Consider the following 26,881-nt stretch of genomic DNA (forward strand, 5'->3'; position numbering starts at 1 on the left):
CCTACGCCGACCCGATCGCTGGCGCACCCGATCCGCTGTCGGGCAGTCTGCGGCTGGCACTTGCGCCGGATGGCGAACACCTGCTGGTCGCAGGCGGCGGTGGTTTCCTGTTGCGTTACCGCCGCGATGTGTTCGCAGGCGGGCTGAGCTTCGAGCAGCAAGTGGCGACGGACGCTTCGAACCCTGGTTTGGCCGCGGCCGCCGGGATTGCCGTCAGCAGCGATGGCCGCCATGTCCTGATCGCCTCGGCCAGTACGTCGACGCCGCCGCTCACGGTCTACAGTCGGCGCGCGCCGGATCCGCGCTTCGCGTTTGTCGAGCGCGACCGCCAGGGCGACGCGCTCGCTGGCGGCGGCACGCTGCCGGGTCTGACGGCCGTGTCCGATGTCGTGGTCAGTGCCGATGGCGAACACGTCTACGCCATCAGCCTGCAGGACCACACCCTGGTGGCGTTCACCCGCAACAGCACCAAGGGCCTCGACGCAGCGACCGCCGGGCAGCATCTCTCGTCTACCTTGCGCACTACTCGGAAGGCAGCGGCGGCTTCTCGGGGCTGAATCGCCCCAGCCAGATCCAGGTCAGTGCCGATGGCCGCAGCGTCTTCGTGACCAGCGAGGAAAGCAACACGCTGGCGGTGTTCGATCGCGAGGCGACCAGGCCTCGCCGAACTTCGGCCGGTTGACGTTCCGGCAGAAGCTCAGGACGGCGTTGGCGGTGTCGATGGCCCGCTCGGCGCCCGCAGCATCGCGCTCGACCACGGCGGCCAGCACGTCTATGTCGCCGGTTCGTTCGAATCGGCGATCGCGATCTTCCGGCGCGAGAGCAATGGCAACCTGAGCTACCTTGCCAGCGCTCGCGGCGGCAGCAACGGCGTGACCGGACTGAACGGCATCCGCGACCTGGTCGTGTCGCGCGATGGCGCACAATTGCTCGGTGTCAGCGCGATCGCGAATGCGGTCGTCGTGTTCAATCGCGAGCAGAACGCGGTTAGCCCGAACTACGGCCGACTCAGCTTCGTGCAGGCGCGGGCGCTGGGCAGCACCGATCGGCTGGTCGCGCTGAGCCTGCCCGAGAGCACCACGGCCAGCGACAACGAACATGTCTACGTCGTCGCCGAGGGCGGGCACCGCTTGTACGTGCTGCGCCGCAACCTCGATCCCGGCAGCGCCAGCTACGGCAGCGTGCAGTTGCAGTTCCAGTACGCCAACAACAGCGGCGGCATCGCCCGCATGAACGGCCCGCGCGATGTGCGCGTGAGCCCCGACGGCGAGCGCGTCTACGTCGGCGCGCAGTTCGGACACAGCGTGCTGGTGTTCGACCGCGAAACCAATCGCAGCAGCGCGACCTACGGCGCCCTGTCCCTAGTCGAAACCCGCAGCGACGGCGTCGATGGCGTCGATGGCCTGAATTCCGTCTACGCGCTTGCCGTCAGTCCGCTGGACTCGCGCAATGTCTATGTCGCCGGCTTCGGTGACAACGCCATCGCGTCCTTCGTGGTGGGTACCGGTTCGAGTTGCAGCGCCAGCGGCAGCGGCGACATCGACGACCTCGTCGACATCGGCCGCAACGGCACCTTGGTCTATCGCGTGCATGCCCGCATCCGGCCCGATGCGACCGGTACCCTGACCACGACCGCGACCGTGGAACCGCCGTTGCGCTTCAGCGACGGCGACAGCACCAACAACACCCGAACCGATACCACCAGCCTCACCCCGCGCGCCGATCTGTCGGTGAGCAAGACCAATGCCCGCGTCTCCGTGGTCGCCGGTGAAACCGTGACCTACGAGGTCGTGGTCCGCAACGGCGGGCTCAGCAACATCGTGCAGAACCTGAGTCTCACCGACCTCATGGGTGCAGGCGCCGGCTTCGTTCCCGGCAGTGCGACCTGGAGTTGCGTTGCTTCCGGGTCGGGTGCGCTCGACTTCATCGATCGTCACGTCGACGACCAGGATGGCGTCACCGGCCTCGGCGGCATCGGCGGGCTGGTGCTGGTCAATGATCTCGACGGCGCTGGCCCGTTGCCGTCCTATCTCGCCGGCGCCGGCGTGCTGGACGACAGCCTGGTCTTGTTCGCGCGCGACGAGGTGGACGGTCGCCTGACCCAGGTCGCCCACATTGCCCAGGGCAGCACGCTGAATTCGCTGCCGGTGAGCGGGCTGGCGGGTGCGCGCGCCGTCGCGGCCAGTCCCGATGGCCAGTTCCTCTATGTCGTCAGCCGGACGTCGGATGCGCTCAGCGTGTTCAAGTTGTCGAACAACGGCAGCGGTCAGTTGCGCGTTGATCTGGTGCAGACGGAGACCGGGCGCGTCGGACTCGACCAGGCTCTGCAGGTCGCACTCAGTCCGGAGGCCGGTGCCGCTCACGTCTATGTCGTCGGCGCCAATGACGATGCCATCGCGGTGTTCTCGCGCGATGTCGTCACCGGTCTGGTGACCTGGATCGAGAGCGAACAGAACGGCATCAACGACGCGAGTGACAGCGGTGGCCAGGTGGCCGGCCTCGACGGCGTCGAGTACCTGGTGCTGAGTCCCGATGGTCGCCAGGCCTATGCCTTGTCCGGCGCCGGTGGCAGCGTCGCGGCCTTCGACCGCAACACCTCAAACGGCCGATTGTCCTGGCGTGGCGTGCAGGATGGCATCAGCTTCGGTGCGCCGATGGCTGGCGCGTCCTCGGCCACGTTCAGCGCCGACGGCACCTCGCTCTACATCACCGCCGCCGACGCCAATGCGCTGGTCGTGCTCGATCGCGACAACGCTCCGGCTTCCAGCGGCTTCGGCAACCTGAGTTATGCCGACAGCCTCGTGCAGGACATCGACGGCGTGCAGGGCCTGTTGGCGCCGACGCGCGCGGCACTCAGCGGCGACGGCACGCATCTCTATGTCACCGCGCGCAGCGGCGGGTCGGTGGCGTGGCTGATCCGCGATCCGGCCGATGGCAGCCTGCGCTTCCTCGGCTTGCGCTCGAACGAAAGCGCCGGTGTCGACGGTCTCGGTGGCGCCACCGATGTCGTCGTCGACAGCGGCTCAGACCAGATCTACGTCGCCGGCACCCAGCAGAACGCGCTGGTGCAGTTCGAACGCCAGTCCGATACCTATTGCCCGCCGAACGGCAGTGGCGACCTCGTCGCGATTCCGTTGCGCATCGCCGCAGGTGGCAACGTCACCTTCGCGATCTCGGTCGATGTCGCGACCAATCACAGCGGTGCGCTGGTCAATACCGCGACGATCGATGCCGGCAGCAGTCCGAACCAGGACATCACGCCGGACAACAACAGCGCGGTCGACAACGACAGCGTCTCCGTTGTTGCCGATCTCGCCATCACCAAGAGCGACGGACTGGCCGAATTCGACGGACTCGCCGGCGCCGTGGCGATCACCGGCGATGACGCCCAGGTCTACGTCGCGGGCAGTGGCGACAATGCCATCGGTGCCTACGATCGCGCCGTGGACGGCCAACTCTCGTTCAATTCGGTGATCCGCGGCGGCAGTGGCGGGGTGCTCGGTCTGGCCGGCGTCAATGACGTGCTGCTCAGCAGCGACGGCGATCATGTCTACGCGACCAGTGCCAGTGAAAGCAGTGTCAGCACGTTCCGCCGCAATCGCGGCACCGGGGCGTTGAGCTTCGTCGAAATCGAACAGAACGGCGTGTTCGGTGTGACCGGCCTGTCCGGCGCGAGAGCGCTGGCGATGAGTCCGGATGGTGCGCACGTCTACGTCGTCGGCGGCTTCTCGAATGCGGTCGCGGTGTTCACGCGGCAGACCGACAGCGGGTCGGCCGACTACGGTCGCCTGACCTATCGCGGGGTGGTCCAGAACGGCGTATCGGGTGTCGACGGCATCGGCGATCCGGTCGCCGTGCAGGTGTCGCCGGATGGCCGCCATGTCTACGTGCTCGGCGATGCCAACGACAGCATCGCGGTGTTCACGCGCAACCCGAACTCGGGCAGTTCCGGCTTCCGGTCTGCTGACTTACTCGGTGCGTTATCTCAATAATGTCGGCGGCCGGCGGCCTGGCCGGTGTGCGCTCGCTGTTGATCAACAACGCCGGTACCCAGGTGTACGTGCTCGCGGCGGAGACTGGCCATCTGACCCGACTGGTCCGCGACGTCACCACCGGTGCACTGAGCCCGGGCCAGGTGCTGGCCAATGGCCGTGCCGGCAACGACGGGGATGCCACGCATGCGCCGAGCGAGGCCGAAGGGCTGCCCGGCACCAGCGGCTTGCTCGGCGCATCGCGCATGCGCTGGTCCGCCGATCGGGCCCAGATCTACGTCGCCGCGACCGAGTCCGATGCGATCGCGCGCTTCGCGGTGAATGCCGGTGACGGCGCGCTGAGCTTTGTCGATCGCATCAACAATGGCGACGCCGCCCCACTGACCGGCGGCCAGGTACTCGGACTCGATGGCGTGCGCGATGTGTTCGCGGCCGCCGACGGTCTGCATCTTTACAGCGTGTCGGCCGTCGATGCCGCGGCGAACAGCTTCGTGCGAACGCCGGCGGGCGGCGCGCTCGGCTATGCCGCATCGCTGTTCGACGGACTCGGCGGCGTTGCGCCCGGCGATTCGGTGACTTACACCATCACCGCGACCAACCATGGTCCGAGCAATGTCAGTGGCGCCATCGTCACCGACCAGTTCCCCGACGTGTTCTCGGGCATCACCTGGACCTGCATCGCAAGCGACAACGACCCCAATGCCTGTCCCTCGAGCGGTACCGGCAGCCTGAGTGCCTCGGTGAACTTGCTGGTCGGCCAGAGCGTGGTGTTCAGCGCGACCGGTGTGGTCGGCGATGGCGCCTCCGGTCGGCTCGTCAATACCGCGACGATCAGCAGCAATGGCAATCTCGATCCGGTATCCGGCAACGACTCGGCCACCGACGGCGACACCGTGCTATCGCCGGCGATGGATCTCGTCGTCGCCATCACCGACAGCGTCAGTGTCGCCATTCCGGGCAACCGCATCGACTACGGCGTGACCGTCGACAATCTCGGTCCGACCTACGCGGATGATGCGCTGGTCAGCGACCTGATTCCGGCTGCGCTCTACAACGTCGCCTGGACTTGCAATGCGGTGCCGGTCGCCGGTGTGGTCAGCCTGACCCAACAGATCGTGGCCCCGGCAACCGACTTCACGGCCGTGGCGATCGGTTCGACCGGCAATCATGTCTATGCCGCCGGCATGCGCGGCGGTCTCGGGGCGGTGATCGCCTATCGACGCAATCCGCTGGACGGCGCGTTGACCGAGATCGGCCAGTATCGCGATGGCATCGGCGGCGTTTCCGGCATCAGCGGCGCCAGCGATCTGGTCTGCCAGGCGATCAGCGGTTTTGTCTATGTCGCCGGCGGCACCACCGACGCCATCGCCGTGTTCGCGCGCAACGCCGACGGCGGCCTGCTGACCTATGTGCGCAAGTACCAGGACGGCAGCGCAGGCATCGACGGACTCGGTGGCGTACGCGCATTGCTGCTCAGTCCGGGCGGTGCATTCCTGTATGCCGCGGGAACCATCGACGACGCGATCGCGGTGTTTTCGGTCAACGCATCGACGGGCTTGCTGACGCCGGCCAGCGTGCTGCGTCAGAGCGATCCCGGGCTGGACGGCCTGAACGGCGTCGTCGATCTCGCCTGGGGCAACAATGGCAGTCACCTGTTGGCCGTGGCGCCAGCGAACCAGTCCCTCGCGGCCTTTGCCCGCAACGCCGGTACCGGTGCGCTGACACCGGCCGGATTGCTGCAGGATTTCCAGGTGCCGACGGCGGGCGGGGTGCTGGCGGACCCGAATGCACTGCTGGTGCAAGGCGATCAGGTGTTCGTCGCTTCCACCGCGAACCATCGTGTATCGCGCTTCCGTTTTGCGACAGCGCCCAGCCCCGCATTCACGCTCGACGCGAGCATCGTCAATGGTCAGGCGGGCGTCGTCGGCATGTTGCTTCCGGATGCGCTCGCCTACGACAGCGACCAGGCGCGCCTGTATGTCGGGTCGCAAGGCGGTGGCCTGCATCTGTTCAGTCTGATCGGTGCGCAGCCGCAACTGCTCGAATCCCGTGTTGCTGCGGCCAGCCCGGTGTTGACCGGCGTTCGGGCGATGGCGCTGTCGCACCACATGCGTCAGCTCTACACCTTGGGCACCAGCCCCGGTGGCGTCGGTGTCTGGGCGCGCGAACGCGGTTCGCGCTGTCCAGCCGCGGGCCAACGCCAGATCGGCCAGCAGACGGTGGATATCGCACCGAACGGCCATGTCGAATTCCAGATCGGCGGCGACCTGTTCAGCAATGCCCTCGGCACGCTCGAATACACGGTTCGCGCCGATCCCCGCGATGTCGCCGAGGAGCTCAATCCGGCCGACAACGTCGCGACCAACAGCAATGTCCTGCAACCACAGCCGGACCTGTCGATCAGCAAGACCGATGGTCTGACCGCAGTCGTCGCCGGGCTGCCCCTGCAATCCGACATCGACGTGGCGAACGCCGGCGTCTCCGATGCCTTGCTGGCCCGGGTCGGCGATCTGGTGCCGGTATTCCCGACGGCCACGGCGGGCATTCGCAGTGGTTCGGCGAATTGGTCGTGCAACGCCAATGCGCCCCTGGAATTCACCCGCACCGTGGCGGCCACGACCGATGCGGCACTCGCCGGCGTGACTGCGATGGCGTTGTCGCCGGGAGGCACGCGCCTGTATGCGGTGAATCCGGCCACCGGCGCATTGCTGGTGCTGCCGCGGGCCCCCGATGGCAGTCTCGCCGCAGCGCAGGTGATCCAGAACGGCAGCGTGCTCGGCGACACCACGGCGGATGGTCTGGCCGGCGTTTCGGGCGTGGCGCTGACGCCGGATGGTCGTCACTTGCTGGTGACTGCGGCCGCCGCCAACAGCCTGCTCGTGTTCAGTCAGGAAAGCGATGGCGGCCTGCGTTTCCGCCAGAAACTCACCTCCGGCAGCGGCGGCATTGTCGGACTGCTCGGGGCCGCCGATGTCGTGGTGTCGCTCGATGGCAAGCGGGTCTTCGAGCGCGTCGCCGATGGCATCGGCACGATCCTGCCGGACAGCAATGTCATCCGCGGCGTGCGCCGTCTGCATCTGACCGCCGATGGCACGCATCTGTATGCGGTGTCGACCTTGTCGTCGGCGCTGAGTCGCTTCGACGTCAATGGCGCCACCGGTCGACTGACCTATCGCGGCGCACTGCGCAGCAGCGGTGCCGGACTGGCTGCACTGGCCGGTGCCCGTGACGTGGTCGCGACCCCGGGCGACACGCATCTCTATGCACTCGGCAGCAGCGGCGTGATCGGTTTCGCACGCGCCAGTGACGGCAGCCTGAGTCCGGTCGCGGGCGGCGCCAGCATCATCGCCGGCACCGTCGACGCGCGCGCACTGTCGCTCGATGCCTTCGGTGCGCGCCTGTACGTGGCCGATGCCAATGCCAAGGTCCACGTGTTCGCGCGCGACTGGACCAGTGGCGCGCTCGATTACCGTGCCGGATTCACTGCCAGCGGCGGCTTGCTGGCGGCCCCGAACGAATTGCTGCACGTGCCGGCCAGCGATGACCTGTACGTATCGTCGGCGACGCCCGGCGCGATCGTGCAACTCGACGAGCTGCCCTTGTCGCGTTGCCCTGGGCGGCAGCGGGACACAGACCGCGCTCGGCGTCGATGTCGATCTGGGCGTCGATGGCTGGGCCGAACTGCGCATCGATGCAACCGTGCATCCGAGTGCCCGCGGCACCTGACCACCGCCACGGTCGCGCCCGGCGGTGCCGGTGTCGATCCGCAGACCGGCAACAACAGCGCCACCGACCAGACCCTGATCCGCGTCGTGTCCGACCTGCATCTGACCAAGACCGGACCGGCGCAGGCCGTGGCCGGTACCGATCTCCAGTACCAGATCCAGTTGCGCAACAGCGGGCCCAGCAATGCGCTCGGGGTGCAAGTCAGCGACGTCCTGCCGGCCGCCCTGCTCAATGCCACCTGGACCTGCAGCAGCAGCGGTGCGTCGGTTTGTCCGGCCAGTGGCAGCGGCAGCATCGCCTTCACCACGGATGTGTTGGCCGGCGACACGCTGACGCTGGACATCAGCGCGCGGGTCAGCCCGGCTTACGTCGGCACGATGACCAATACGGCCAGCGTGGTGCCGGAGACTGGCGCCACCGATCCGACCAGGCGACCATGACGCCAGCGTGCAAACCACCGTCGTGGCACGTCCGGACGTGGCCGTGACCAAGACCGACGGCGTCAACTCGGTCATTGCCGGCACTGCCGTGAGCTACCAGATCAATGTCGTCAACAACGGACCCAGCGACGCACCGCAGGTGCGCGTGCTCGACGCGCTGCCGCCGGGCCTGTCTGCCGCGACCTGGACATGCACGGCCACCGGCACCACCTGCCCGGCGAACGGCAGCGGCAGCCCGGACTTCGTGGCCGCGATGCCCGCAGGGGGCCAGCCATCTGGTCGTGAATGCCACGCTTTCGTCCGCAGCCACCGGCTCGCTGCTGAACACGGTGACGGCGCAGGTGCAGGGCGTGGCGGTCGATCCGCAGCCCGCCAACAATTCGGCCACCGACACCGACCTCATCAGCATCGTGCCGGATCTGGCGCTGAGCATCGTCGATCTGTTCGATCCCTACGATCAGGGCGGCACGGTGCCCTTGCCCTACCGCGTGACCATCAGCAATGCCGGTCCGTCCGACGCCCATGGCGTGATCCTCGAGATGACCCAGTCGCGCATCATCGGTGCGACGATTCCACCCAATTGCGTGGTCGTCGGCTCGTCCGTGGTGATGACCTGCACCTTCGGCACCGTGCCTGCGGGCAGCACGATCGTGGTCCAGTTCGACTACGCCGGCATGCCGATCGTCGATAGCGTGTTCTCGGTGCAGGGCATCGTCACCACGATCGATGCCGATCCGAACCTCGGCAACAACAGTGCCTCGCAGAGCACGCAATTGCTGGCCGGAACGAGCGCGCGCGTGTCGATCAGCGACAGCCTCGGCGTCGTGCCGATGGGCTATCGCACGACCTACCGCATCGTCGTCGAGAACGTCGGCTCGGTGACGGGCAACGGCATCGTCGTGAACGTGCCGATCGCGACCGGGCTGCTTGGCGCGACCTGGACCTGCAGTTCGCCGAATGGCGCGACCTGCACCGCCGCGGGCACTGGCGCAGTCGTCGATACCGTCACGCTCGCGCGCGGCAAGAGCGTCGTTTACCCTGCTCAGCGCGATGGTCGACCCGGCGCTTGATCCCTCGGGTCCGTTGACGATCACCCAGACTGCGGCGATCAGCGGCGGCGCCGATATCTACGGCGGCGACAATGCCGCCACCGATGTCGACCTGGTCACGCCGGTCCTGTTCGCCGATGGCTTCGAAACCACGCCGGCCACCCATGCGCCGCAGGCCGCACCAGGCGACGACTGTGTGGACGCCACCTGCCCATTACCCTCAAGCCACTCCCACGCCTCGACCATGGACGCACGATGAGCAAGGAAGTCCGCAATCTCTTGATCGCACTGCTGGTCGGGCTGCTCGCGGGCTGGTTGCTCGCGGGCGCCGGGGCCGGTCGCGGGCGTGCCGCACCTTCCGCCTGGATTGCGCAGGTCGGCGACAGCTACATCACCGCCGACATGTTCATCGCCGAGATGCACCGGCGCGGCGGCAAGACGCCCGGGCAATACCAGGACATCGTGCAGAAGCGCGCCTTGCTCGACGACATGGTGTTGCGCCAGGCCCTGGTCACCGCTGCGCATCAGGATGCGCTCGAGGATGATGTGGGTTCGGCACCTGCTCGATCAGGTGCTGACCAACCAGTATCTGCAACGCACCCTGCGCACGCAGCAGCAGGCGATCAAGATCAGCGAGGAGGAAGTGCGCGCGCATTACGACGCGCACGCCGCCGACTACGTCGTGCCGGCGCGACGACGCGTGGCGATGGTGCAGATCCAGGTGCCGGCCGATGCCAGCGACGAGATCTGGGCGAATGCGCTGGAGCGCGGCGAACAGGCGCTGGCGAAGGCACGCAAGCCCGGCCCCAACGTGCCGCATTTCGGCGAAATCGCGCGCGAGTATTCGCAGGACCAGGCCAGCCGCTACCGCGGCGGCATGATCGGCTGGATCAGCGAAGGCCAGAAGGCGCGCTACCGCTACGACCCCGTGGTGCTGGACGCCGCCCTGTCGGCGGCGAAGGCCGGCGATTTCGCGCCCGTGCTGCGCGGCAAGGATGCGGTGTACCTGGTGCGCGTCGTCGACATCGAGCCGCAGCGCGAGCGCCAGTTCGACCAGCTCGCCACCGGCATCCAGCAACGCCTGATGCAGGAACGCCTCGCCGCCACGGAAGCCGCATTTCGCAAGGACCTGCTGAAGCGCACGCGCGTGCAGGTGCGCGAATCCGAACTCGAACGTATCGACCCGCTGGCGCCGCCGGCGGAGCAGCAACCGCCGCAACCGCCGGCGATGCCCAACCAGTGAACCGGGAAACGATCATGCCGACGCGACGATTCCTCCATTTCGCCACCTTGCCGCTCCTCGCGCTCGCCTTGTGTTGGGGCAGTGCCGTCGTGGCGGCCAGCGTGCAGCAGGTGATCACCCTGCAGCCGGGCTGGAACGCGATCCACGTCGAGGTCGAGCCCGAACATCCGGAGATCGAGACCGTGTTCGCCGGCGTTCCGGTGCTGAGCGTGTGGCGCTTCATGCCCGATGCCGGCGGCGCGCAGTTCATCCGTGACCCGGCCGAGGGACTGGAAAACATCGAAGGCTGGTTCGGCTGGTTCCCGCAGCCGCGGCCGGAGGCCTTCCTCAGCAATCTGTTCCTGATCGACGGGGGGACGTCGTACCTGGTCCGCGTCGATGGCGGTGCGACCCACCAGATCACTCTGACCGGCAAGCCGAAGTTCCGTGCGCCGCGCTGGCAGCCGAATGCGTTCACGCTCACCGGCCTGCCGGTGGTGCCGGCGAACGGGCCGAGCTTTGCTGAATACTTTGCGGCGTCCGACGCCCACACCGGCCAACCGGTGTATCGCCTCTCGCAGAACGGACAATGCGGGCTGGTCACGACCCCGCGAGCACGGTGATCGAGTCAGGCCATGCCTACTGGATCTACACCGACGGCAATTCGAACCTGGGGACCGATGCAAGTCATCCTCGACCGTAAGGGGCGGAGTCGCTGGAATTCAGCGCTGCGCTCGACGAGATCCGGGTCGTGCTGCGCAATCGCAGCGGTGCCGCAGGCAGCTTCCAGGTCCAGCGCATCAGCGACGGCGCGATGCCGCTGCAGTTCCGCAACGAAGACCCCGAAACCCAGGAGGTCGGCTGGCCGGACCTGCAGAACACCCTGGTGCTGGATGCGCCGGCCGACAAGGATGTGTTCCTGACGCTCGCGGTACAGCGCCGCGCCTTCGCCGCCGACCGCATGGAAGACATTCTCGCGATCACCGACGAGAACGGGCAACGCGTCCTGCTCGCGGTCGGCGGTGACACCAAGCAGCCCCAGGCGGGGGCGCGCATCGGCGGCAAACAGGTCGCGACCGTCACCAGCTTCGCCGGTCTGTGGGTCGGCGACGTGCTGATCGACGCGGTGAGCCAGGCGCAGACCGGCGGCACCTTGCCGACGCCGACCAACCGGCCGTTCAAGCAGCGCTTCCTGATCCACGTGAATGCGTCCGGCGAGGCACGCCTGCTCAAGGACGTGATCCAGATGTGGCAGGACGGCACCTATCAGCCGAGTGCGATCGATCCCAGTCTCAACGAAGTCGACGAGCCCGGTCGCTACGTGCTGATCACCGACAAGAACCTGATCGGCCTGTATTCCGGTGCGACCAATGTCGACGGTGCTTCCGTCGGCATCCGCTACAGCACCGTCGCCTACGATTTCAGTGCCGCGACCCTGGTCTTCGCCGGCAACTTCGGTCCCGGCAACGAGATCAGCACCAGCGTGGTCGTGGCGCCGGAACTGCCGACCAATCCGTTCCTGCATCGCTACCACCCCGACCATGACAACCTCGATGCCAATTTCCTGAATCCGAGGCGCCGAGCCTGCGGGTCGTGCGCAATGTCCGTTTTGGCTTTACCAGCGAGGCCGAGCGGCGGTGCGGTGCCGGGCTGGGGCGACTCGCTGGTCGGCGGCACGTTCTCGGAATCCATCACCGGCCGCACAAAGAACCCGATCTTCACCTCCGGCTGTTCCGGCTGCGGCGCGTTTCCGCCGTGCCGGTACTCAACCAGTAGCAGGGGAATCAGCGCATGTTCGCGTATCGTTTCAACCGCATCATCGCTTCGGTCGCGCTGACCACGCTGGCCCTGTCCGCGCCAGCAGCGCAGGCGGGCTGGCCGCAGTCGCTCGGCAGCCTCGGCAACGACCAGGTCGTGGTCGTCAAGAACTCGCCCAGCGGCGACCTCTACGTCGCCGGACATTTCTCCGGATCGATGGAATTGGGCAGCACCACCCTGGTGGCGCAGGGCCTGCAGGACGTGTTCATCGCGCGCGTCGGTTCCGCCGGCAACATCGTCTGGGCGCGCAGTGCCGGCGGCGCCTCGATGGACTCGGTGCGCGACATCGCGCTCGACACGGCCAACAACGTCTACCTGGTCGGTCAGTATTTCCAGAACGCCAGTTTCGGCGGCACCAGCATCGGCAGTTCGCCGAACTACGATGGTTATGTCGCCAAGATCAATACCGTCGGTGCCTGGCAATGGGCGCGCAGCATCGGCGGCGGCGGTACCGACATCGCCACCGGCGTCGTCACCGCGCCCGGTGATGGCTCGCAGATCCCGCCGGTGCCGGAATCCGCCGTCATCGTCGGCAGTTATTTCTGCTCGGCCACGTTCGCCGGACCGGCCAGCACGTCGCTCAACAACGGGCGCTGTGCCCTCGGCAACCGCGATCTGTTCGTGGCCCGTATCACCGCCAGCGGCGACTGGGTCTGGGCGCGCGACCGCGGCGCTGGCGCCAGCGGTTTCGACAGTGCCAGCCATGTCGCCATCGACAGCGACAATCGCGTCTACGTGGTCGGCGCCAGTCCGGCCGGCGGCGCCCAGGACGTGCTGGTCGACGACTTCAACGGCGGCGTGCTCACGGCCAACTGGACGCGTTCCGATGCGAGCCTGGCCGGCGTCGTTTCCGATCCCGGTTACTTCAACGGCACGCCCAATCTCGGCTTGCATGGCAGCCCGAATACCGTGTCCTCGGCGGCGCTCGACATGTCGGCCGCGCAGGCGGTGATCGTCGGGCTGGACGTGTTCCGGGGGGCAAACTGCTCGTTCTTTTGTATCGGCGTGACCGAATACCCCGATGGCGGCGAAAACTTCGAGGTGCAGTACCTCGACAAGAACTTGGTCTGGCGCACCCTCGAGACGTTTTATGGCGGTGGCGCCTCGGCCCAGCGTTTCGACCGGACCGGCGCGGCCGCCTACGTGCTCGGCAGCGACGCGTTCCACAGCGGCTTCCAGGTGCGCTTCCGGCATCTCGGCGGCAGTGGCGGCAATTTCGACTGGTTCCACGTCGACAACGTGCGCATCCAGAGAGTCGCCGCCGACCAATCCTTCCTCTTCAATGTCGCCAATGTCATCAGCGCCGCACCGACTCTCGGCGGCGCAACGACCTTGCCGGCCGTGTTCGCGGTCAGCGGCATCGCGCTCGACAGCAGCAACATCAACGACCGTCGCCTGTTGTTGCATGGCTCGCGCAGCAGCAGCATCAGTCTCGCCTGCGGTTCGGTCACGGGCACCGGCACCTATGTCCTGAGCATGGCCGTGGGTGCGGCGACACCGAGTTGCGTCTGGGCCAAGGGGTCGGTCAGCGGCGGTGACGGGCGTGGTGTCGCGGTCGACGCCAGCGGGCGCGTTTACCTCACCGGTGGCTTCAGCGGCACGGCGACCTTCTTCAATGGCACCGGCGGTGCATTGACCGCGAATGCCGGCGGCAGCGACATCTTCATCGCCTCGATGGATCGCGGCGGGCAATGGCGCTGGGTCACCGGCGGCAAGGTCGACAGCGTGCCCGCTTCCGGGCATTCCGGCGCGCGCCGGCGGTGGTGGCAGTGATGCCGGTCTCGCGATCGGCACCGATGGCGTCGGCACCGTCTATGTCGGCGGCCGCTTCCAGGCCGTGGCCGACATCGGCATCCATGACACGCTGACCGCGCTCGGCGGCGATGACGGCTTCCTGCTCAATCTCGGCACCGACGGCCGCTTCTTCCAGGAAGAATCCTGGCCGGCCGGTGTGGCGCTGATTCCGCCACCGAACGCGAAGGACGACGATCTCGCCTTCATCCCCGACTTCCTGCGCAACGGCGTGCCCTTCAATGCCATCGCCGCCAAGGTGTTCAGCTGGACCCGCGTCAACGCGCCGGGCCAGAAGGCGCAACTGATCCCGCTGCAGCCGTCGGAATCGATCGAAGTGCGCTGGCGCGTGATCGGCCAGCCGCTGGAGTCGACTGCTCGGGTCACCAGCCTCGGCAGCGTGGTGTGGCCGTCTGCAGCCTGCGCCGACAGCCAGCAGAACGACTGCTACCAGGTCCATGTCGTGGGCGCACCAGTGAACGCCGAGCCCGCCGCCGGCGACTACAAGATTCTCGAGCTGATCAATCCGGACAGCGGCTCCAGCACCGCGACGGTGAACTCCGGCCTGTTCAACGCGCAGCGCGCCGGCACCAGTGTCATCGTCTACATCAATGGCCCGACCCTGGACCCGAACACCTATCCGACCCGGGTCGCGATCGTGCGCTCCCTGCCGTATGGCTCGGTGCCGCTGTTCGTCGACAACGTGGCGGCCGAGATCGGCCAACGCATCATCGATGCCCACCACAACGAGCCGAACCGTACCGGTTACGTGGTCAATGAACTGGCCTATTACGACGGTGCCGGCGGCGACGCGGCGTATTCGCGCAGTGCCCGCACCGGCGCCATCGTGCCGGTCAATCGCTACAGCAGCGCCCGCCCGCAGGAGCAGGGACGCGATCTCGTCGTGGCCTGGTACCACCTCAAGGCCAAGGGCGTGTATTGGGCCGAGAAGGCGGTGCGCTACACGCCGCACTGGCCGTTCGATCCGGACCGCATCATCGTCGCCAGCCAGCAGGGCGGGGAAGTCCTGGGCCAGCAGCCACTCGATCCGCTGCAGTTCCCGTCGGCCAAGATCTACATCCAGAACGATCCAGCCCAGCCGGGTTTCAATCCGAACGACGAACATGCGCTGATGGCGCCGTCGTCGACCGGCACCGGAGTCGATGCCGTGTTCGCATTGCGCTCGGATTTCGGCGGCGGCATCAGCGGCGACGAAGCGGCCTCGTCCGATCCCTACGTGCTGGTGAAGTATTTCCACACGGCCAGCGCGCTCTGGAAGTTCCGCGTCTATCGCGTGCTTGCCACCGGTGCCGGGTTCGATGCCTTCCGTTTCCCCGGCGTGGCCGGCACGACGGTGTCGCCCCCGTATCCGGTGCGTTTGTTGCCCGGTTGTTCCGATACCTACGTGCTCGGACAGGCCGTCGGCGAGCCGCCCCGCCCTTCTTTCAGGACTACAAGAACCAGCTCTGGGCCAAGTCCGCCGGCAGCGGTTCGGTGCATTACTACTATCCGGCGCAGGCGGGATTCTTCGTCGACCTCGATCTGAACGACATCAACGACATCGCGACCGGCGCCTGCGTGCCGTGGCTGGCGCGGCTGCCGGCGGACCAGGGCGGTACCGCATCGCCGCTGGATCCGATCAAGGTCGACTACGACATCAGCTGGCCGGAGTCGGTGCCGCAACTGGTCAGTGGCGAAACCCTGCTGACGCCAAAGCGCGGCCTGCCGGACATCCTCAATCAGGCCGCGGTCGAAGTGGTCTATGACGACATCCAGGACACGGTGCCGGACGCCTTGCCGAGCGAGACGCTGGCGCAGTTGCTCGACCCGCTGAACCCGCGCTTCGTGCGGCTCAATTCGGTGCCGTCCGCGATCGCGACCGAGTTCCAGACCGACGGCACCGACGCCATCCTCAGTTCGGCCGATGGCGTGATCAAGCTGCCGGCGTCGGTGCGCCAGCGCATCCGCTTCGAACCGATCAACAAGCGGCTGGTGCTCAAGGGCATCCTCGACGAAAGCGGCGTCGGCGAACCCTTCGTGCTGCTCAACGTGTTGTCGAAGCGCGATCGCATCGCCCTGAAGAAACTCAATGGCGGCGACGGCAACGAGGAAAGCGGCTACACCGGCACCTGCGCCGCACTCGGCTGCACCTGGGACCAGGCGGTCGAAGCGCTGTTCCGCAAGTCGCGCAATCCGCAGGGCATCAGCGGCATCTGCGTGCAGTCGCACCTGAACGAGCAGCGGCAGCGCATCTGCGACCAGTCGCGTGCGGTCACGCCGGATGACGTGCTGATCGGCTATCAGGACGAGAACGGCGACAAGGTGCTGGAACCGTTCCAGGCGACCGGCGTCCGTGCCGCCCTGTCGGCCGGCCTCTCGCAAGGCAGCGGTTACATGACCGTCGCGTTCAACAACGACGCGTCGCTGAATCCGCTTCCGGTCAGCCTCGAGGTGATCAAGGTCGGCTGTCTGACCTCGCCGCCGCCGCCGGCCACGCCGACGCTGGTGAAGAGTTATCAGGGACAGATCAACGTGATCTCGCCCGACAACATCTTCGACGAGCAGCTCGTGCTGCGACACAGCGGCGACTTCGGTGGCAATCCGGATGCGCTCGAATTCGAATGGTTCTATCACCCGGACGGGGGTGAAGGTCCGCCGATGCCCTTGCCCGATCCGGCTACCGGCCAGCTCAACGGCTGGATCCAGGTGCCCGTCGCGAATCCGCAGGGTCAGGTCGAAATCAGCATCGAAGGCGCGAACATCCAGCCCCTGTCCGACAACTGGTATCTGGTGCGCTACCGTGTCCTGCCGACTTGCGACAACGCCAGTCAGTGGAGTCTGTGGGCCCGGCCAGCCGGGCGGCACGCCGGCCAACCAGGCCGCGCAGCTCGCGGAAGGCTGGGTCAAGCGCGTGCTCGATCGCCTCAACCCTTACGAGGCGCGGGTGCAGGATTTCGGTCAGGCGGCGACCAACAACTACGCCAGCATGCTGATCCAGCTGGGTGAGCGCTACGAAGGTCCGATCGCGCTGAACAACGATCCGAACAACCTCAACAACGTCGGCCTGATCGAGGCCTATTCGACGGTGTTGCGGCGCGCGATGCAGCTCTCGGTCGGCTCGACGCCGCCGGTCGATTACGGCCCGGCGAATGCCGCGATCCTGCTGGTCGCCTCGCGTCTGGTCGAGTTCTACACCCTGCTCGGCAACGAGGCCTATGCCGACGCCCAGGATCCGACCATCGGCATCACCACCAGCGACGGCAGCTTCTCGCTGGCGCCGAGCATCTTCAACTTCCAGAACCAGGTCGACGGACTGCTCGGCGAAGAGCTGGTCCTGCTGCGCGGCCGCGACAACAGCAATGGACCGATCGCCGCGCGTCCGGTCTACAACCGCTTCTTCTGGAACTTCACCACCGGCGACGGCGAAGTGGCCTACGCGCTGAGCTACAACGTCTCCGACCAGAACGACAGCGGCGTTATCGACGAGAGCGATGCCCGGATCATGTTCCCGCAGGGCCACGGCGATGCGTGGGGCCACTACCTCACCGCGACGACGACCTATTACGAATTGCTGCGGCATCCGTTCTTCTCGTGGAATCCGCAGACCGAATCGGTCTCGGTGGCCGGCGCGCCGATCCAGGTCGATTTCATGGACGAACGCCAGTTCGCGGAAACCGCTGCCGCCAAGGCCCGCACCGGCGCCGAGATCGTCGATCTGACCTATCGCTCGGCCTACGTCGATGATCCGAACGGACAGTGGCAAGGCTACGAAGACACCAATGACCAGCGCAGCTGGGGGCTGTCGGAATGGGGCCGCCGCGGCGGCATGGGTGCCTATTTCGACTGGGCGACGGCGAACGCCATCCTGCCCGACGAGGACCCCGATCCGGCCCATGTCGGCATCAAGCGCATCGATCGCAAGACAGTGACCGAGATCGACGAGATCGCGGCGCACTATGCCTCGATCCAGGGACAGGTCGACAAGGCCGACGCCGGACTGAATCCGCTCGGTCTTGCCCGCGGCGTGGTGCCGTTCGACATCGATCCCTCGCAACTGCTCAACGAGAACAAGACCCAGTTCGAACAGGTCTACGAGCGTGCGATGGCCGCGCTCGACAACGTGCTGCAGGTCTGGGACTTCGCCAACCAGTTGACCAACCAGATGCGCCGCAACCAGGACAGCGTCGACGACCTGACCAAGGCCGCTTCCGCCCAGGAAAACGATTTCAGCAACCAGCTGATCGAGATCTTCGGCTATCCGTATGCGGACGACATCGGTCCGGGCGGCGTCTATCCGGCCGGTTACGACGGTCCCGACCTGTATCACTACCAGCTGCTCGACGTGCCGACGCTTGCGGGTTCGGCCTTCGATCTCGACGGCGGTGTCGAAGGCGAGTTGCAGACCCCGGCCAAGATCAGCCACGTCACCGGTGTCTATGCACCGATGCCGAACGGCGTGAACCTGTTCGGTGTCGGTCCGCAGCCGCCGGGTGCGCAGAACGTCAACAGCGAAGGCCAGCCTTGCGCCGACCATCCGCTCAGCGACGGTTGCGCCCTCGGCAACGTGAATTTCGACGTGAACAGTCTGCAGTTGGCGACGGTGCCGTACACGATCATCGAGTCTCCGGACTATGGCCTGTGGTTCACCCGCCCCGAGGGCTGGTCCGGCCAGCGGCGTGCGCCGGGACGTCTCCAGCAGACCTTGCAGCAGATGCTGCAGGCGCGAGTGGCGGTGAAGCAGGCGATGCTCGACTACGACACCTTGCGCCTCGAGATCGAGGATGCGATCGGCGGACTGCAGGCCTTTTATCAGGTCAGCAATGCCAATCTGAACATCATGCAGGGCCAGCGCAACGAACTGAAGAAGATGTCGGTGCAGGTCGCCGCGATGCAAGGCACCGCGATCGGCGCACGCCGTGCCGGCGAATTCATGGACACGACGTTCAAGGGCGCGGTCGACTGCATTCCGAAGAGCTTCATCGCCGGCCTCGCGGCGGGCGGCGACATCGCTTCGGGCGCGCGTTGTGCCGTCACCCAGGCCGCGAACATTCCCAAGTTCGCGCTGGACACCATCGCCGATGCGCTCGATATCGCGGCGACCTCGGTGGACTCTGCGAAAGAGGATGTCGGCGAGCTGGCCGGCATCAACACGGCGATCAACGACCAGGCGGCCGGTTTCAGCGATGCGGCCGGCGAGATCGACGCACTGCGTGCCGAGCCGGCCCTGCGTGCCGAGATCTATGCACGCGTCGAGGCGATGAAGCAGCTCAGGGCGACTACTACGCGACCCTCGCCGAAGGCCAGCGCATCCTCGAACGCAAGATCGCGTTCCGTCGCAACGGTGCCGCCGAAGTCCAGGAATACCGCTATCAGGACATGGCCTTCCGGATCTTCCGCAACGATGCCCTGCAGAAGTACCGCGCCGCCTTCGATCTGGCCGCGCGCTACGCCTATCTCGCCGCGTCGGCGTACGACTACGAGACCAACCTGCTCGGTTCCGATTCGCAGGCGGGCCAGACCTTCCTGACCAATATCGTGCGCCAGCGCAGCATCGGTCAGGTGTTGAACGGCAATCCGGTGCCGGGCACGCCCGGGCTCGCCGACACCATGGCCCAGCTCAAGTTGAACTTCGACGTGCTGAAAGGCCAGATGGGCTTCAACAATCCGCAGGTCGAGACCAACCGTTTCTCGCTCCGGCGCGAACTGTTCCGGATTCCCGAGGGTCCGGAAGGCGATGCCGCCTGGCGCGCCAAGCTCGATTCCTTCAAGGTCGCGGACCTGTGGTCGGTGCCGGAATTCAGGCGCCTGGCGCGGCCGTTCGCACCGGAATCGGCCGGGCCGCAACCGGGCCTGGTGATCGAGTTCGACACCAATGTCACCTTCGGCATGAACTTCTTCGGCTGGGAACTCGGGCCGCAGGACAGTTCCTACGACTCCAGCAAGTTCGCGACCCGCGTGCGCTCGGTCGGCACCTGGTTCGGCAACTACGACAGCCTGCCGCTCGCGGATGACCCGCGCATCTACCTGTTCCCGGCCGGCGCCGACGTGCTGCGCTCGCCGTCCGCAGACGACTTCCGCACGCGCGAATGGCAGATCGTCGATCAGGCCATCCCGATTCCGTTTCCGATCGGCGCGCAGGATCTGGACGACTACAACTGGAACCCGGTCGCCGACACCTTGAACGGTGCCAGCACCGATGTGCGCCGCTATGGCCGCTTCCGCGCGTATCACTTGAGTGAACCGTTCGACGACACGCAGGTGACGGCGGACAGTCGACTGATCGGGCGTTCGGTCTGGAACACCAAGTGGGTGATGATCATCCCGGGTGGCACGTTCCTCGCCGATCCGGACCAGGGCATGGAGACCTTCATCCACGGCGCGCCGATTCCGGGCGGCAATGGCGAACGCGACGGCAATGGTGTCGACGACATCCGCGTGTTCTTCGAAACCTACGCGTACACGGGGCTCTGACCATGAAGCGACGCGTGCTGAAACTCCTTGTCGCGGCTGCGCTGGGCCTGGCCTGTGCACCCGCTTTCGTGGCCGCCAAGATCAAGGCGCCCGACCACGTGATCTATGGCAGCGCCACGGTCTTCGGCGCTCCCGCACCCGATGGCACGGTCATCGAATTGCGTTCGCATCCCGAAGACGTGCTGCTGACGCGTTACGTGCTCGGGCGCGACGATGCCCTCGGCTACCAGTTCGCGCTGCGCATCCCGATGGATACGGTCGAGCCGCGCGAAGCCGGGCATGCGCGCCCGGGCGATATCGTGCGCATCTTCCTCGGTACACGCATCGCCGCCGAGACCGCTGTCGGCGAGGAGGGCGTGGCGGTGCGCCTCGATCTCGATCCGCAGAACATGGGCACCGGGCCGGGTATTTCGGTCGCGCCGACGCAGGCGCTGGAAGGCAATGCCGGCGCATCGCCGATGACGTTCACGGCGACCTTGAACACGCCCAGCAACGAACCGGTATCGCTGACCTGGCAGACGCAGGACGGCACCGCCACCGGCGCCGCGGCCTGCGCCGCCGGCGTCGACTACGTCAGTGACCAGGGCACGGCCGTCGTCGCCGCGGGGAACTTGACTCAGCCGATCACGATTTCGCTGTGCGGCGATGCGGTCGTCGAAACCAACGAGACCGTGTCCCTGCTGCTCACCGGCAGTACCGGCGGCGTGTTGCAGAACAATGTCGCGGTGGGCACGCTGATCGACGACGACGATGTGCCCGAAGTGATCATCGACGACGCGCGCGCACTCGAACCGTCTGCCGGCATGCTCGATCTGGTGTTCCGCGTGCGTCTGTCGCGGCCGTCCGCAATCGCGACCAGTTTCAGCTATGCCACGCAGGACCTGAGCGCGATCGCCGGCCCCGACTACCTCGCGCGCAGCGGCAGCGTGCCGATTCCGGCCGGCCAGACCCAGGCCGAGATCCGCGTTCCGGTGCTGGCCGATGCCACCATCGAGCCGCGCGAACAGTTCCGGCTGGTGCTGTCGTCGCCACTGGCCCTGCGTTTCCGTCGCAACGAGGCATTCGGTGACATTGTCGATCCGAAGTACGACCCGGCGGTCTTCCCGGTGGACGAAACCACGGGGCCGGAGGGCATCCTGGCGGCACCGAGCGATGTCGTGCTGTCGCCGGACGGATTGCATGCCTATGTGGCGAGTGAGTCGCTGGACACCATCGTCGCCTACAGCCGCGAGATTGCGACCGGTCGCCTGACCCGCATCGCGCATTACACCGGGCAAAGCGCCGGCTTCAGCGGCGCCTTGCTCGATGGACCGAGCGATCTGGTGGTCAGCGGGGATGGCAGCCAGGTCTATGTCGCCAGTCGCAATGCCGGTGCCGTCGTGGTGCTGGCGCGCAATGCCGGCGACGGGTCGCTCAGCTATGTCCAGAGCCGCAGTGCCACGGCCTTGCAGGGCGCCAGTGCCTTGCACCTCAGCGCCGACGGCCAGCACTTGTACGTCGCGGGCGGCACCGCCAACACCGTGGTGTCGTTCACGCGCACGCCCGGCACCGGCGACTTGACCCAACTCGAAGTCGAGACCAACGCAGTCAACGATCCGGACGATGGTGGTGGTGTCGTGACCGCGCTCGATCGTCCGTCCGGCATCACCAGTTCGGCCGACGGGGCGCAGCTCTATGTCGCCTCGCGCTTCGGCAATGCCGTGCTCGTCTTCAATCGGACCAATGCCGCCGGGGCCGGCTTCGGCAAGTTGTCGTTTGCATCGGTGCAGCGCAACGGCTTGGGCGGCGTGCAGGGTCTCGGTGGCGCCTACGATCTGGCGCTGAGTCCGGACAATGGCCAGCTCTATGTCGTTGGTGAATCGAGCAATGCGATCGCGGTGTTCGACCGTGCCGCGAATGGCGCACTGACCTGGCGTGCGCAGATCCGCAAGAACGACCCCGGGGTGCACGGTCTCGGTGGGCCGCAATCGGTCGATGTGTCGCCAGATGGCACCAGGTCTATGTGGCCGGATTTGCCGACGACAGTTTCACCGTCTTCCGTCGCGCGACCGCGGCCGGCGCCGGTGTCGCGGTCGGCGACCTGAGCGTGCAGCAGACCGTGTTCGACGGCGAAGGCCAGGTGAGCCTGCTGAACGGCCCGGTCGCGATCGCGAGCAGCGGTGACAACCGCCACATCTACGTGGCTGCCAGCGTCGACAACAGCATCGGCGTCTTCACCCGCGACAGCAACGCCCAGAACCTGTTTGCCGACGGCTTCGAATAATCGCAGTGCGGCGCTTCTCGGCGTCGCCGGCATCATCGACACTCGCCTGATGGAGGGCAGGGGGTGTCGATGACGATGTGGCTGGCGGCTTTGGCAGGGTTCTCGATCGGGATGGCCGGCCTGCTGGCCGTGGCGATGGGCACGGCCTATCGCGATCTTCCGCTGTCCTGGACCGCTCGTCTCGGCGGTGGGGTGATGCTCGCGGGTCTGGCGCACACCGCCTGGCACCATATCGGGTTCGCGGCGCTGGTCGATTCGGCGCCCGCGCCGATCTACGGTTGGGGGCTGTTCTGCAATCGCTCGGTTTCTATCTGTTGCTGCGCGGGCTGCTGCAACTGGCTGGCCTGCCGCATCGGCTGGATGGGCTGCTGGTGGCCGCCGTGCTCGGCCTGGCCGCGCTGACCCCGCCGACCCTGGCCATCCCGGTGTCGTTGGCCTTGGGGACGGGTTTGCGCTGCATCTGGCCGCGCTGCTGTACTGCTTGCGGACCACCCGCAGGTGGTTCCGGGTCGAACTTCCAGTGGTCGGTTTGTTCGCGCTGATGGGGCTGGTCGTGGCGGTGAGCGGCTGGCTGACGCCGGGCACGATCGGCTGGCCGCAGTTCGCGCTGGTGTATTCGCTCCAGATCGCCGCGGCCTTCCTGCTCGTCGGCTGGTTGCTGTTGGCGGTGCCGGATCTGGCGCACAAGACCCAGGAAGCGGTGGCGGTCAGTTATGCGCAATCTAGCCTCGGTCGGGTCGATGTCGATGCGGCTTCCGAGCGGCTGCGGCAACTGTTCGAGCGCGAACGGGTCTACCGCGACGAGGCCCTGAGCCTGTCCAAGGTCGCCGCCCTGGTCGAGCTGAGCACGCACCAGCTATCGGAACTGCTCAATGCCCGGTTTGGCCTCGGCTTTTCCCGTTATGTGCGCCAGTACCGCGTCGCGGCCGCGCGGCGAATGCTGGTCGAGGAACCGCGCGCCTCGGTGCTGTCGGTCGGCCTGTCGGTCGGGTTCGGTTCGCAATCGACCTTCTACGTCGCCTTCAAGGACGAGGTCGGCGTGGTCCCGGGTGAATATCGTCGGCGACAACTTGGCTCGGATGCATCATCTGTTCCGGAATGATCGTTTCGGACGACGCCTGGCGTCGCGACCGCGCATGCTGGCCTCCGGTTCATCCAACGGAGTACTGCCATGTTGTCGTATACCGATTCGTCGTCCATCCACCTGGCCTATGCCTGCTATCTGGCCATCTCGGTCGCGCTGACCATCTGGGTAGCGCGGGCGCTGTCCAGCACCGGCGAAACCTTCCTGATCCGCTGTTTCGGCCAGAATCGGGAGCTGGCGCGTTCCACCAACCATCTGCTGGTCATCGGCTGCCTACCGTCAACCTCGGCTTCATCTGTTATCGCCTCGGCTTCTGGACACCCGGCGAGCGGGACATCGCCGCCGAAGTCACGTCGCGGGTCGGCGTCACCTGCTGGTGCTCGGCGCCATGCATTTCTTCAACATGGTGATGATCGCGCGCATGGGTCGCACCGTCAGCGCCTGGCTCGCCGAACAGGCCCCGACGTCGGAAGGGCCCGATTCACCGGACCCGGCAGGCTTGCGCATGCCGCCGCCCTTGCCCCGCCGCTGAACTCAAACGAAGCGCCCTCCATCCGGAGGGCGCTGGGGGGGGCTGCGTGAACAGGCAGGTCGCTAGAACGGAATTTCGTCGTCGGCAAACGGCGTATTGCTCGGCTGCGGCGCTGCAGGGCGGCTGCCACCACCGCCGCCGCCGCGATCCGATCCGCCGTAATTGCCGCCACCGCCACCGCCACCGCTGCGCGGGGCGCTGCTGCGTTCCGGGCGTTCGCTGCGGGAGCCGCCGCCTTCGCCGGCGCCCGGTTACGGCGCCGAGCATCCGCATCTCGTTGGCGATGATGTCGGTGCTGAAGCGCTCGATGCCTTCCTTGTCGGTGTACTTGTCGGTGCGCAACGACCCTTCGACGTGGACCTGGCTGCCCTTTGCGCAGGTATTCACCGGCGATCTCGGCCAGCTTTCCGAAGAACTTGATGCGGTGCCACTCGGTACGTTCCTGCTTCTCGCCGGTCTGCTTGTCGTTCCAGGACTCGGACGTGGCGATGCGGATCGAGGTAATCGCGCCGCCGCTCTGGGTGTATCGGGTTTCGGGGTCGGCGCCGAGATTGCCGACCAGATGACTTTGTTGACGCCGCGGGCATGGGAACCTTGAATCAGAAACGGGCGAGGGCGGGAGCGCCTTCGAGGACCGGCATCTTCGCGCATCGTGCCGGCGGACGAAAGCCGGCGCCGTCGCAAATGGCGCTGCGAAATGTCGGATCTACGGGGCGTCAGCCTATAATCGACGAGTCTCAGATCCTGCGAGTTGTCCGTGTCTGCCATCGCGTCCGCCGCGTCCCCGGTGTTGCCTGTCCGTTTCCTGACGAAGTCCGTGCCCACGCTGAGCCCGGCATGTCCGAGGTCGATCGCCCCATCCGGCGCCGGGCTTGGTTCGGACGTGATGCTGGTGAACCAGGTCGCCGACCATCGTCAGCGGTGGCGGCAAGCGCCTGCGGCCGATGCTGGTGCTGCTGGCGGCCGAAGCGGCGGGTTATCGCGGCACAGCACTTCCAGCCGCGGCGGTGATCGAATTCATCCACACCGCGACCTTGCTGCACGACGACGTCGTCGACGAGTCCGACCTGCGCCGTGGCCGCCGCACCGCGAACGCGGTGTTCGGCAATGCCGCCAGCGTGCTGGTCGGCGACTACCTGTATTCGCGCGCCTTCCAGCTGATGGTCGAACTCGAGCGCATGCACATCATGCAGGTGATGGCCGACACCACCAACCAGATCGCCGAAGGCGAAGTGCTGCAGTTGATGCACATCGGCAATCCGGATACCGACGAGGCCGCGTATCTGCGGGTGATCGAGCGCAAGACCGCGGTGCTGTTCGCGGCTGCGTGCCGTGTCGGTGCGATCCTTGCCGACGCGCCGAAAGTTGTTGAAGACGCGCTCGCCGATTACGGCATGGCGCTCGGCATGGCCTTCCAGATCGCCGATGACGTGCTCGACTACGTGTCGGATGCCGACACGATGGGCAAGAACGTCGGCGACGATCTCGCCGAGGGCAAGCCGACGCGCCGTTGATCCACGCGCTCCAGCATGCCGATGCGGAATCGGCGCAAAACCATTCGCCGCGTCATCGAAACCGGTGGCCTCGATTCCCTCGACCGAGTCATCGGTGCGATCCGCGACAGCGGTGCGATCGAGTACAGCGTCGCGCGCGCGCAAGCCTATGCCGATGCGGCACATCGCGCGTTGAACGCCTTGCCGGACAGCGTCGCGCGCGCAAGCCTGGACACGCTCGCGCGCTATGCGATTTGCCGCGATCATTGAATCGCGCCATCATCCGCGGCAATGGCGTGTCCCGGAATGCCGGGCCATTCTCGACGTCCGAGAGGCGGGATAGATGGATCTTGAAGCGCACGATCAGGCTCCGGAATTGCGCGGACTGGTGTTCGTGGTCGACGACGATCCAGGCATGCGTCGGCATTGACCCGGCTGTTCATCTCCCGCCGGGGCAAAGGCGTCGTCCCTTCGATTCCGGCCAGCAGCTGCTTGCGGAAGAACGCCTCGATGAAGTCGACTGCATCGTGCTCGACCTCAGGATGCCGCAGATGAGTGGCCTGCAAAATTGCAGGCGGCGCTGAACGATCGCCAATGCCGCGCGCCGACGCTGTTCCTGACCGGTGCCGCCGATGTGCCCGCCGCCGTGTCGGCGATGCAGGGCGGCGCATTCGACTTCATCGAGAAGCCTTTCGACAACAGCCATCTGCTCGCCCGCGTTCGCTCCGCCATCCAGCACGGCAACCAGCAGCGCCATCCGGCGAAGTCCCAGCAAGCCACCGAGCTGGCCGATTTCCGGCGCAGGTTGTCGTTGCTGACGCCGCGCGAACAGCAGTTGCTGTCGGAGGTTGTCACCGGACAGACCAGCCAGCAGATCGCGCGTACGCTCGGGGGCCAGTCATCGCACCATCGAAATTCATCGTGCGCACGTGATGGAGGAAGCTCGCGGCCGCGACACTGGCTGATCTCGTCCGCATGCATATTCTGTCGAGCGCAGCCA

General features: G+C 66.6%; 19 protein-coding genes and 2 pseudogenes. 19 read left to right on the forward strand and 2 right to left on the reverse strand.

The window, feature by feature from the left end:
- The 18 genes from IPP28_06660 to IPP28_06745 form a co-directional block, all read left to right on the forward strand.
- Positions 1 to 557, forward strand: a 557-nt coding sequence (locus tag IPP28_06660; GenBank protein MBL0040720.1) for a hypothetical protein, incomplete at its 5' end; no start/stop codon positions are given.
- Between the two features lie 315 nt (positions 558 to 872).
- Entirely contained in the window at positions 873 to 3,992 is a 3,120-nt protein-coding gene (locus IPP28_06665; GenBank protein ID MBL0040721.1) for a beta-propeller fold lactonase family protein, read from the forward strand.
- Positions 3,992 to 8,158 (forward strand): beta-propeller fold lactonase family protein, encoded by a 4,167-nt coding sequence (locus IPP28_06670; GenBank protein ID MBL0040722.1) that lies wholly within the window; start codon positions 3,992 to 3,994, stop codon positions 8,156 to 8,158. Before IPP28_06665 ends, IPP28_06670 begins: the two co-directional genes overlap by 1 nt.
- 43 nt (positions 8,159 to 8,201) lie before the next feature.
- Positions 8,202 to 8,849 (forward strand): DUF11 domain-containing protein, encoded by a 648-nt coding sequence (locus IPP28_06675; GenBank protein MBL0040723.1) that lies wholly within the window; start codon positions 8,202 to 8,204, stop codon positions 8,847 to 8,849.
- Positions 8,833 to 9,228, forward strand: coding sequence for a hypothetical protein (locus tag IPP28_06680; protein MBL0040724.1), 396 nt, complete (start codon positions 8,833 to 8,835; stop codon positions 9,226 to 9,228). Before IPP28_06675 ends, IPP28_06680 begins: the two co-directional genes overlap by 17 nt.
- Entirely contained in the window at positions 9,209 to 9,466 is a 258-nt protein-coding gene (locus tag IPP28_06685) for a hypothetical protein (protein ID MBL0040725.1), read from the forward strand. The genes IPP28_06680 and IPP28_06685 overlap by 20 nt, the downstream gene beginning before the upstream one ends.
- A gap of 282 nt (positions 9,467 to 9,748) precedes the next feature.
- A complete protein-coding gene (locus IPP28_06690) occupies positions 9,749 to 10,450 on the forward strand; it encodes a peptidyl-prolyl cis-trans isomerase (GenBank protein MBL0040726.1) in 702 nt (233 codons plus the stop codon).
- Positions 10,451 to 10,464: 14 nt separating this feature from the next.
- Entirely contained in the window at positions 10,465 to 11,052 is a 588-nt protein-coding gene (locus IPP28_06695) for a hypothetical protein (GenBank protein ID MBL0040727.1), read from the forward strand.
- Between the two features lie 128 nt (positions 11,053 to 11,180).
- Positions 11,181 to 12,266, forward strand: coding sequence for a hypothetical protein (locus tag IPP28_06700; protein ID MBL0040728.1), 1,086 nt, complete (start codon positions 11,181 to 11,183; stop codon positions 12,264 to 12,266).
- Positions 12,221 to 14,020, forward strand: coding sequence for a hypothetical protein (locus IPP28_06705; protein ID MBL0040729.1), 1,800 nt, complete (start codon positions 12,221 to 12,223; stop codon positions 14,018 to 14,020). Before IPP28_06700 ends, IPP28_06705 begins: the two co-directional genes overlap by 46 nt.
- 64 nt (positions 14,021 to 14,084) lie before the next feature.
- Complete coding sequence (locus IPP28_06710; GenBank protein ID MBL0040730.1) at positions 14,085 to 15,584, forward strand: hypothetical protein; 1,500 nt, start codon at positions 14,085 to 14,087, stop codon at positions 15,582 to 15,584.
- Positions 15,533 to 17,044 carry a hypothetical protein gene (locus IPP28_06715; GenBank protein MBL0040731.1) on the forward strand — a complete coding sequence of 504 codons (1,512 nt, stop codon included), beginning with the start codon at positions 15,533 to 15,535 and terminating at the stop codon, positions 17,042 to 17,044. Before IPP28_06710 ends, IPP28_06715 begins: the two co-directional genes overlap by 52 nt.
- A complete protein-coding gene (locus IPP28_06720; GenBank protein ID MBL0040732.1) occupies positions 16,950 to 19,565 on the forward strand; it encodes a hypothetical protein in 2,616 nt (871 codons plus the stop codon). The genes IPP28_06715 and IPP28_06720 overlap by 95 nt, the downstream gene beginning before the upstream one ends.
- 958 nt (positions 19,566 to 20,523) lie before the next feature.
- The gene (locus tag IPP28_06725; protein ID MBL0040733.1) at positions 20,524 to 22,593 is read left to right on the forward strand and encodes a beta-propeller fold lactonase family protein; all 2,070 of its coding nucleotides are present in this window, start codon (positions 20,524 to 20,526) and stop codon (positions 22,591 to 22,593) included.
- 2 nt (positions 22,594 to 22,595) lie between these two features.
- A complete protein-coding gene (locus IPP28_06730) occupies positions 22,596 to 22,772 on the forward strand; it encodes a hypothetical protein (GenBank protein ID MBL0040734.1) in 177 nt (58 codons plus the stop codon).
- Between the two features lie 69 nt (positions 22,773 to 22,841).
- Positions 22,842 to 23,174: a hypothetical protein gene (locus tag IPP28_06735; GenBank protein MBL0040735.1), complete on the forward strand. Its 333-nt coding sequence runs from the start codon at positions 22,842 to 22,844 to the stop codon at positions 23,172 to 23,174.
- A gap of 118 nt (positions 23,175 to 23,292) precedes the next feature.
- A complete protein-coding gene (locus tag IPP28_06740) occupies positions 23,293 to 23,874 on the forward strand; it encodes a helix-turn-helix transcriptional regulator (GenBank protein MBL0040736.1) in 582 nt (193 codons plus the stop codon).
- Positions 23,875 to 23,943: 69 nt separating this feature from the next.
- Positions 23,944 to 24,438: a hypothetical protein gene (locus tag IPP28_06745; GenBank protein MBL0040737.1), complete on the forward strand. Its 495-nt coding sequence runs from the start codon at positions 23,944 to 23,946 to the stop codon at positions 24,436 to 24,438.
- Positions 24,439 to 24,450: 12 nt separating this feature from the next.
- Here the strand turns inward: IPP28_06745 and ssb are convergent.
- Positions 24,451 to 25,039: pseudogene (gene ssb, locus IPP28_06750) on the reverse strand (single-stranded DNA-binding protein).
- Between the two features lie 33 nt (positions 25,040 to 25,072).
- On the opposite strand from ssb, the pseudogene IPP28_06755 reads away from it, so the two are divergent.
- Positions 25,073 to 26,151 (forward strand): annotated as a pseudogene (locus tag IPP28_06755) (polyprenyl synthetase family protein).
- 169 nt (positions 26,152 to 26,320) lie between these two features.
- Here the strand turns inward: IPP28_06755 and IPP28_06760 are convergent.
- Positions 26,321 to 26,638 (reverse strand): hypothetical protein, encoded by a 318-nt coding sequence (locus tag IPP28_06760; GenBank protein MBL0040738.1) that lies wholly within the window; start codon positions 26,636 to 26,638, stop codon positions 26,321 to 26,323.
- Positions 26,639 to 26,881 lie beyond the last annotated feature (243 nt).

This window comes from Lysobacterales bacterium, from assembly GCA_016721845.1.
In the GTDB taxonomy this organism is placed as follows: Bacteria; Pseudomonadota; Gammaproteobacteria; order Xanthomonadales; family Ahniellaceae; genus JADKHK01.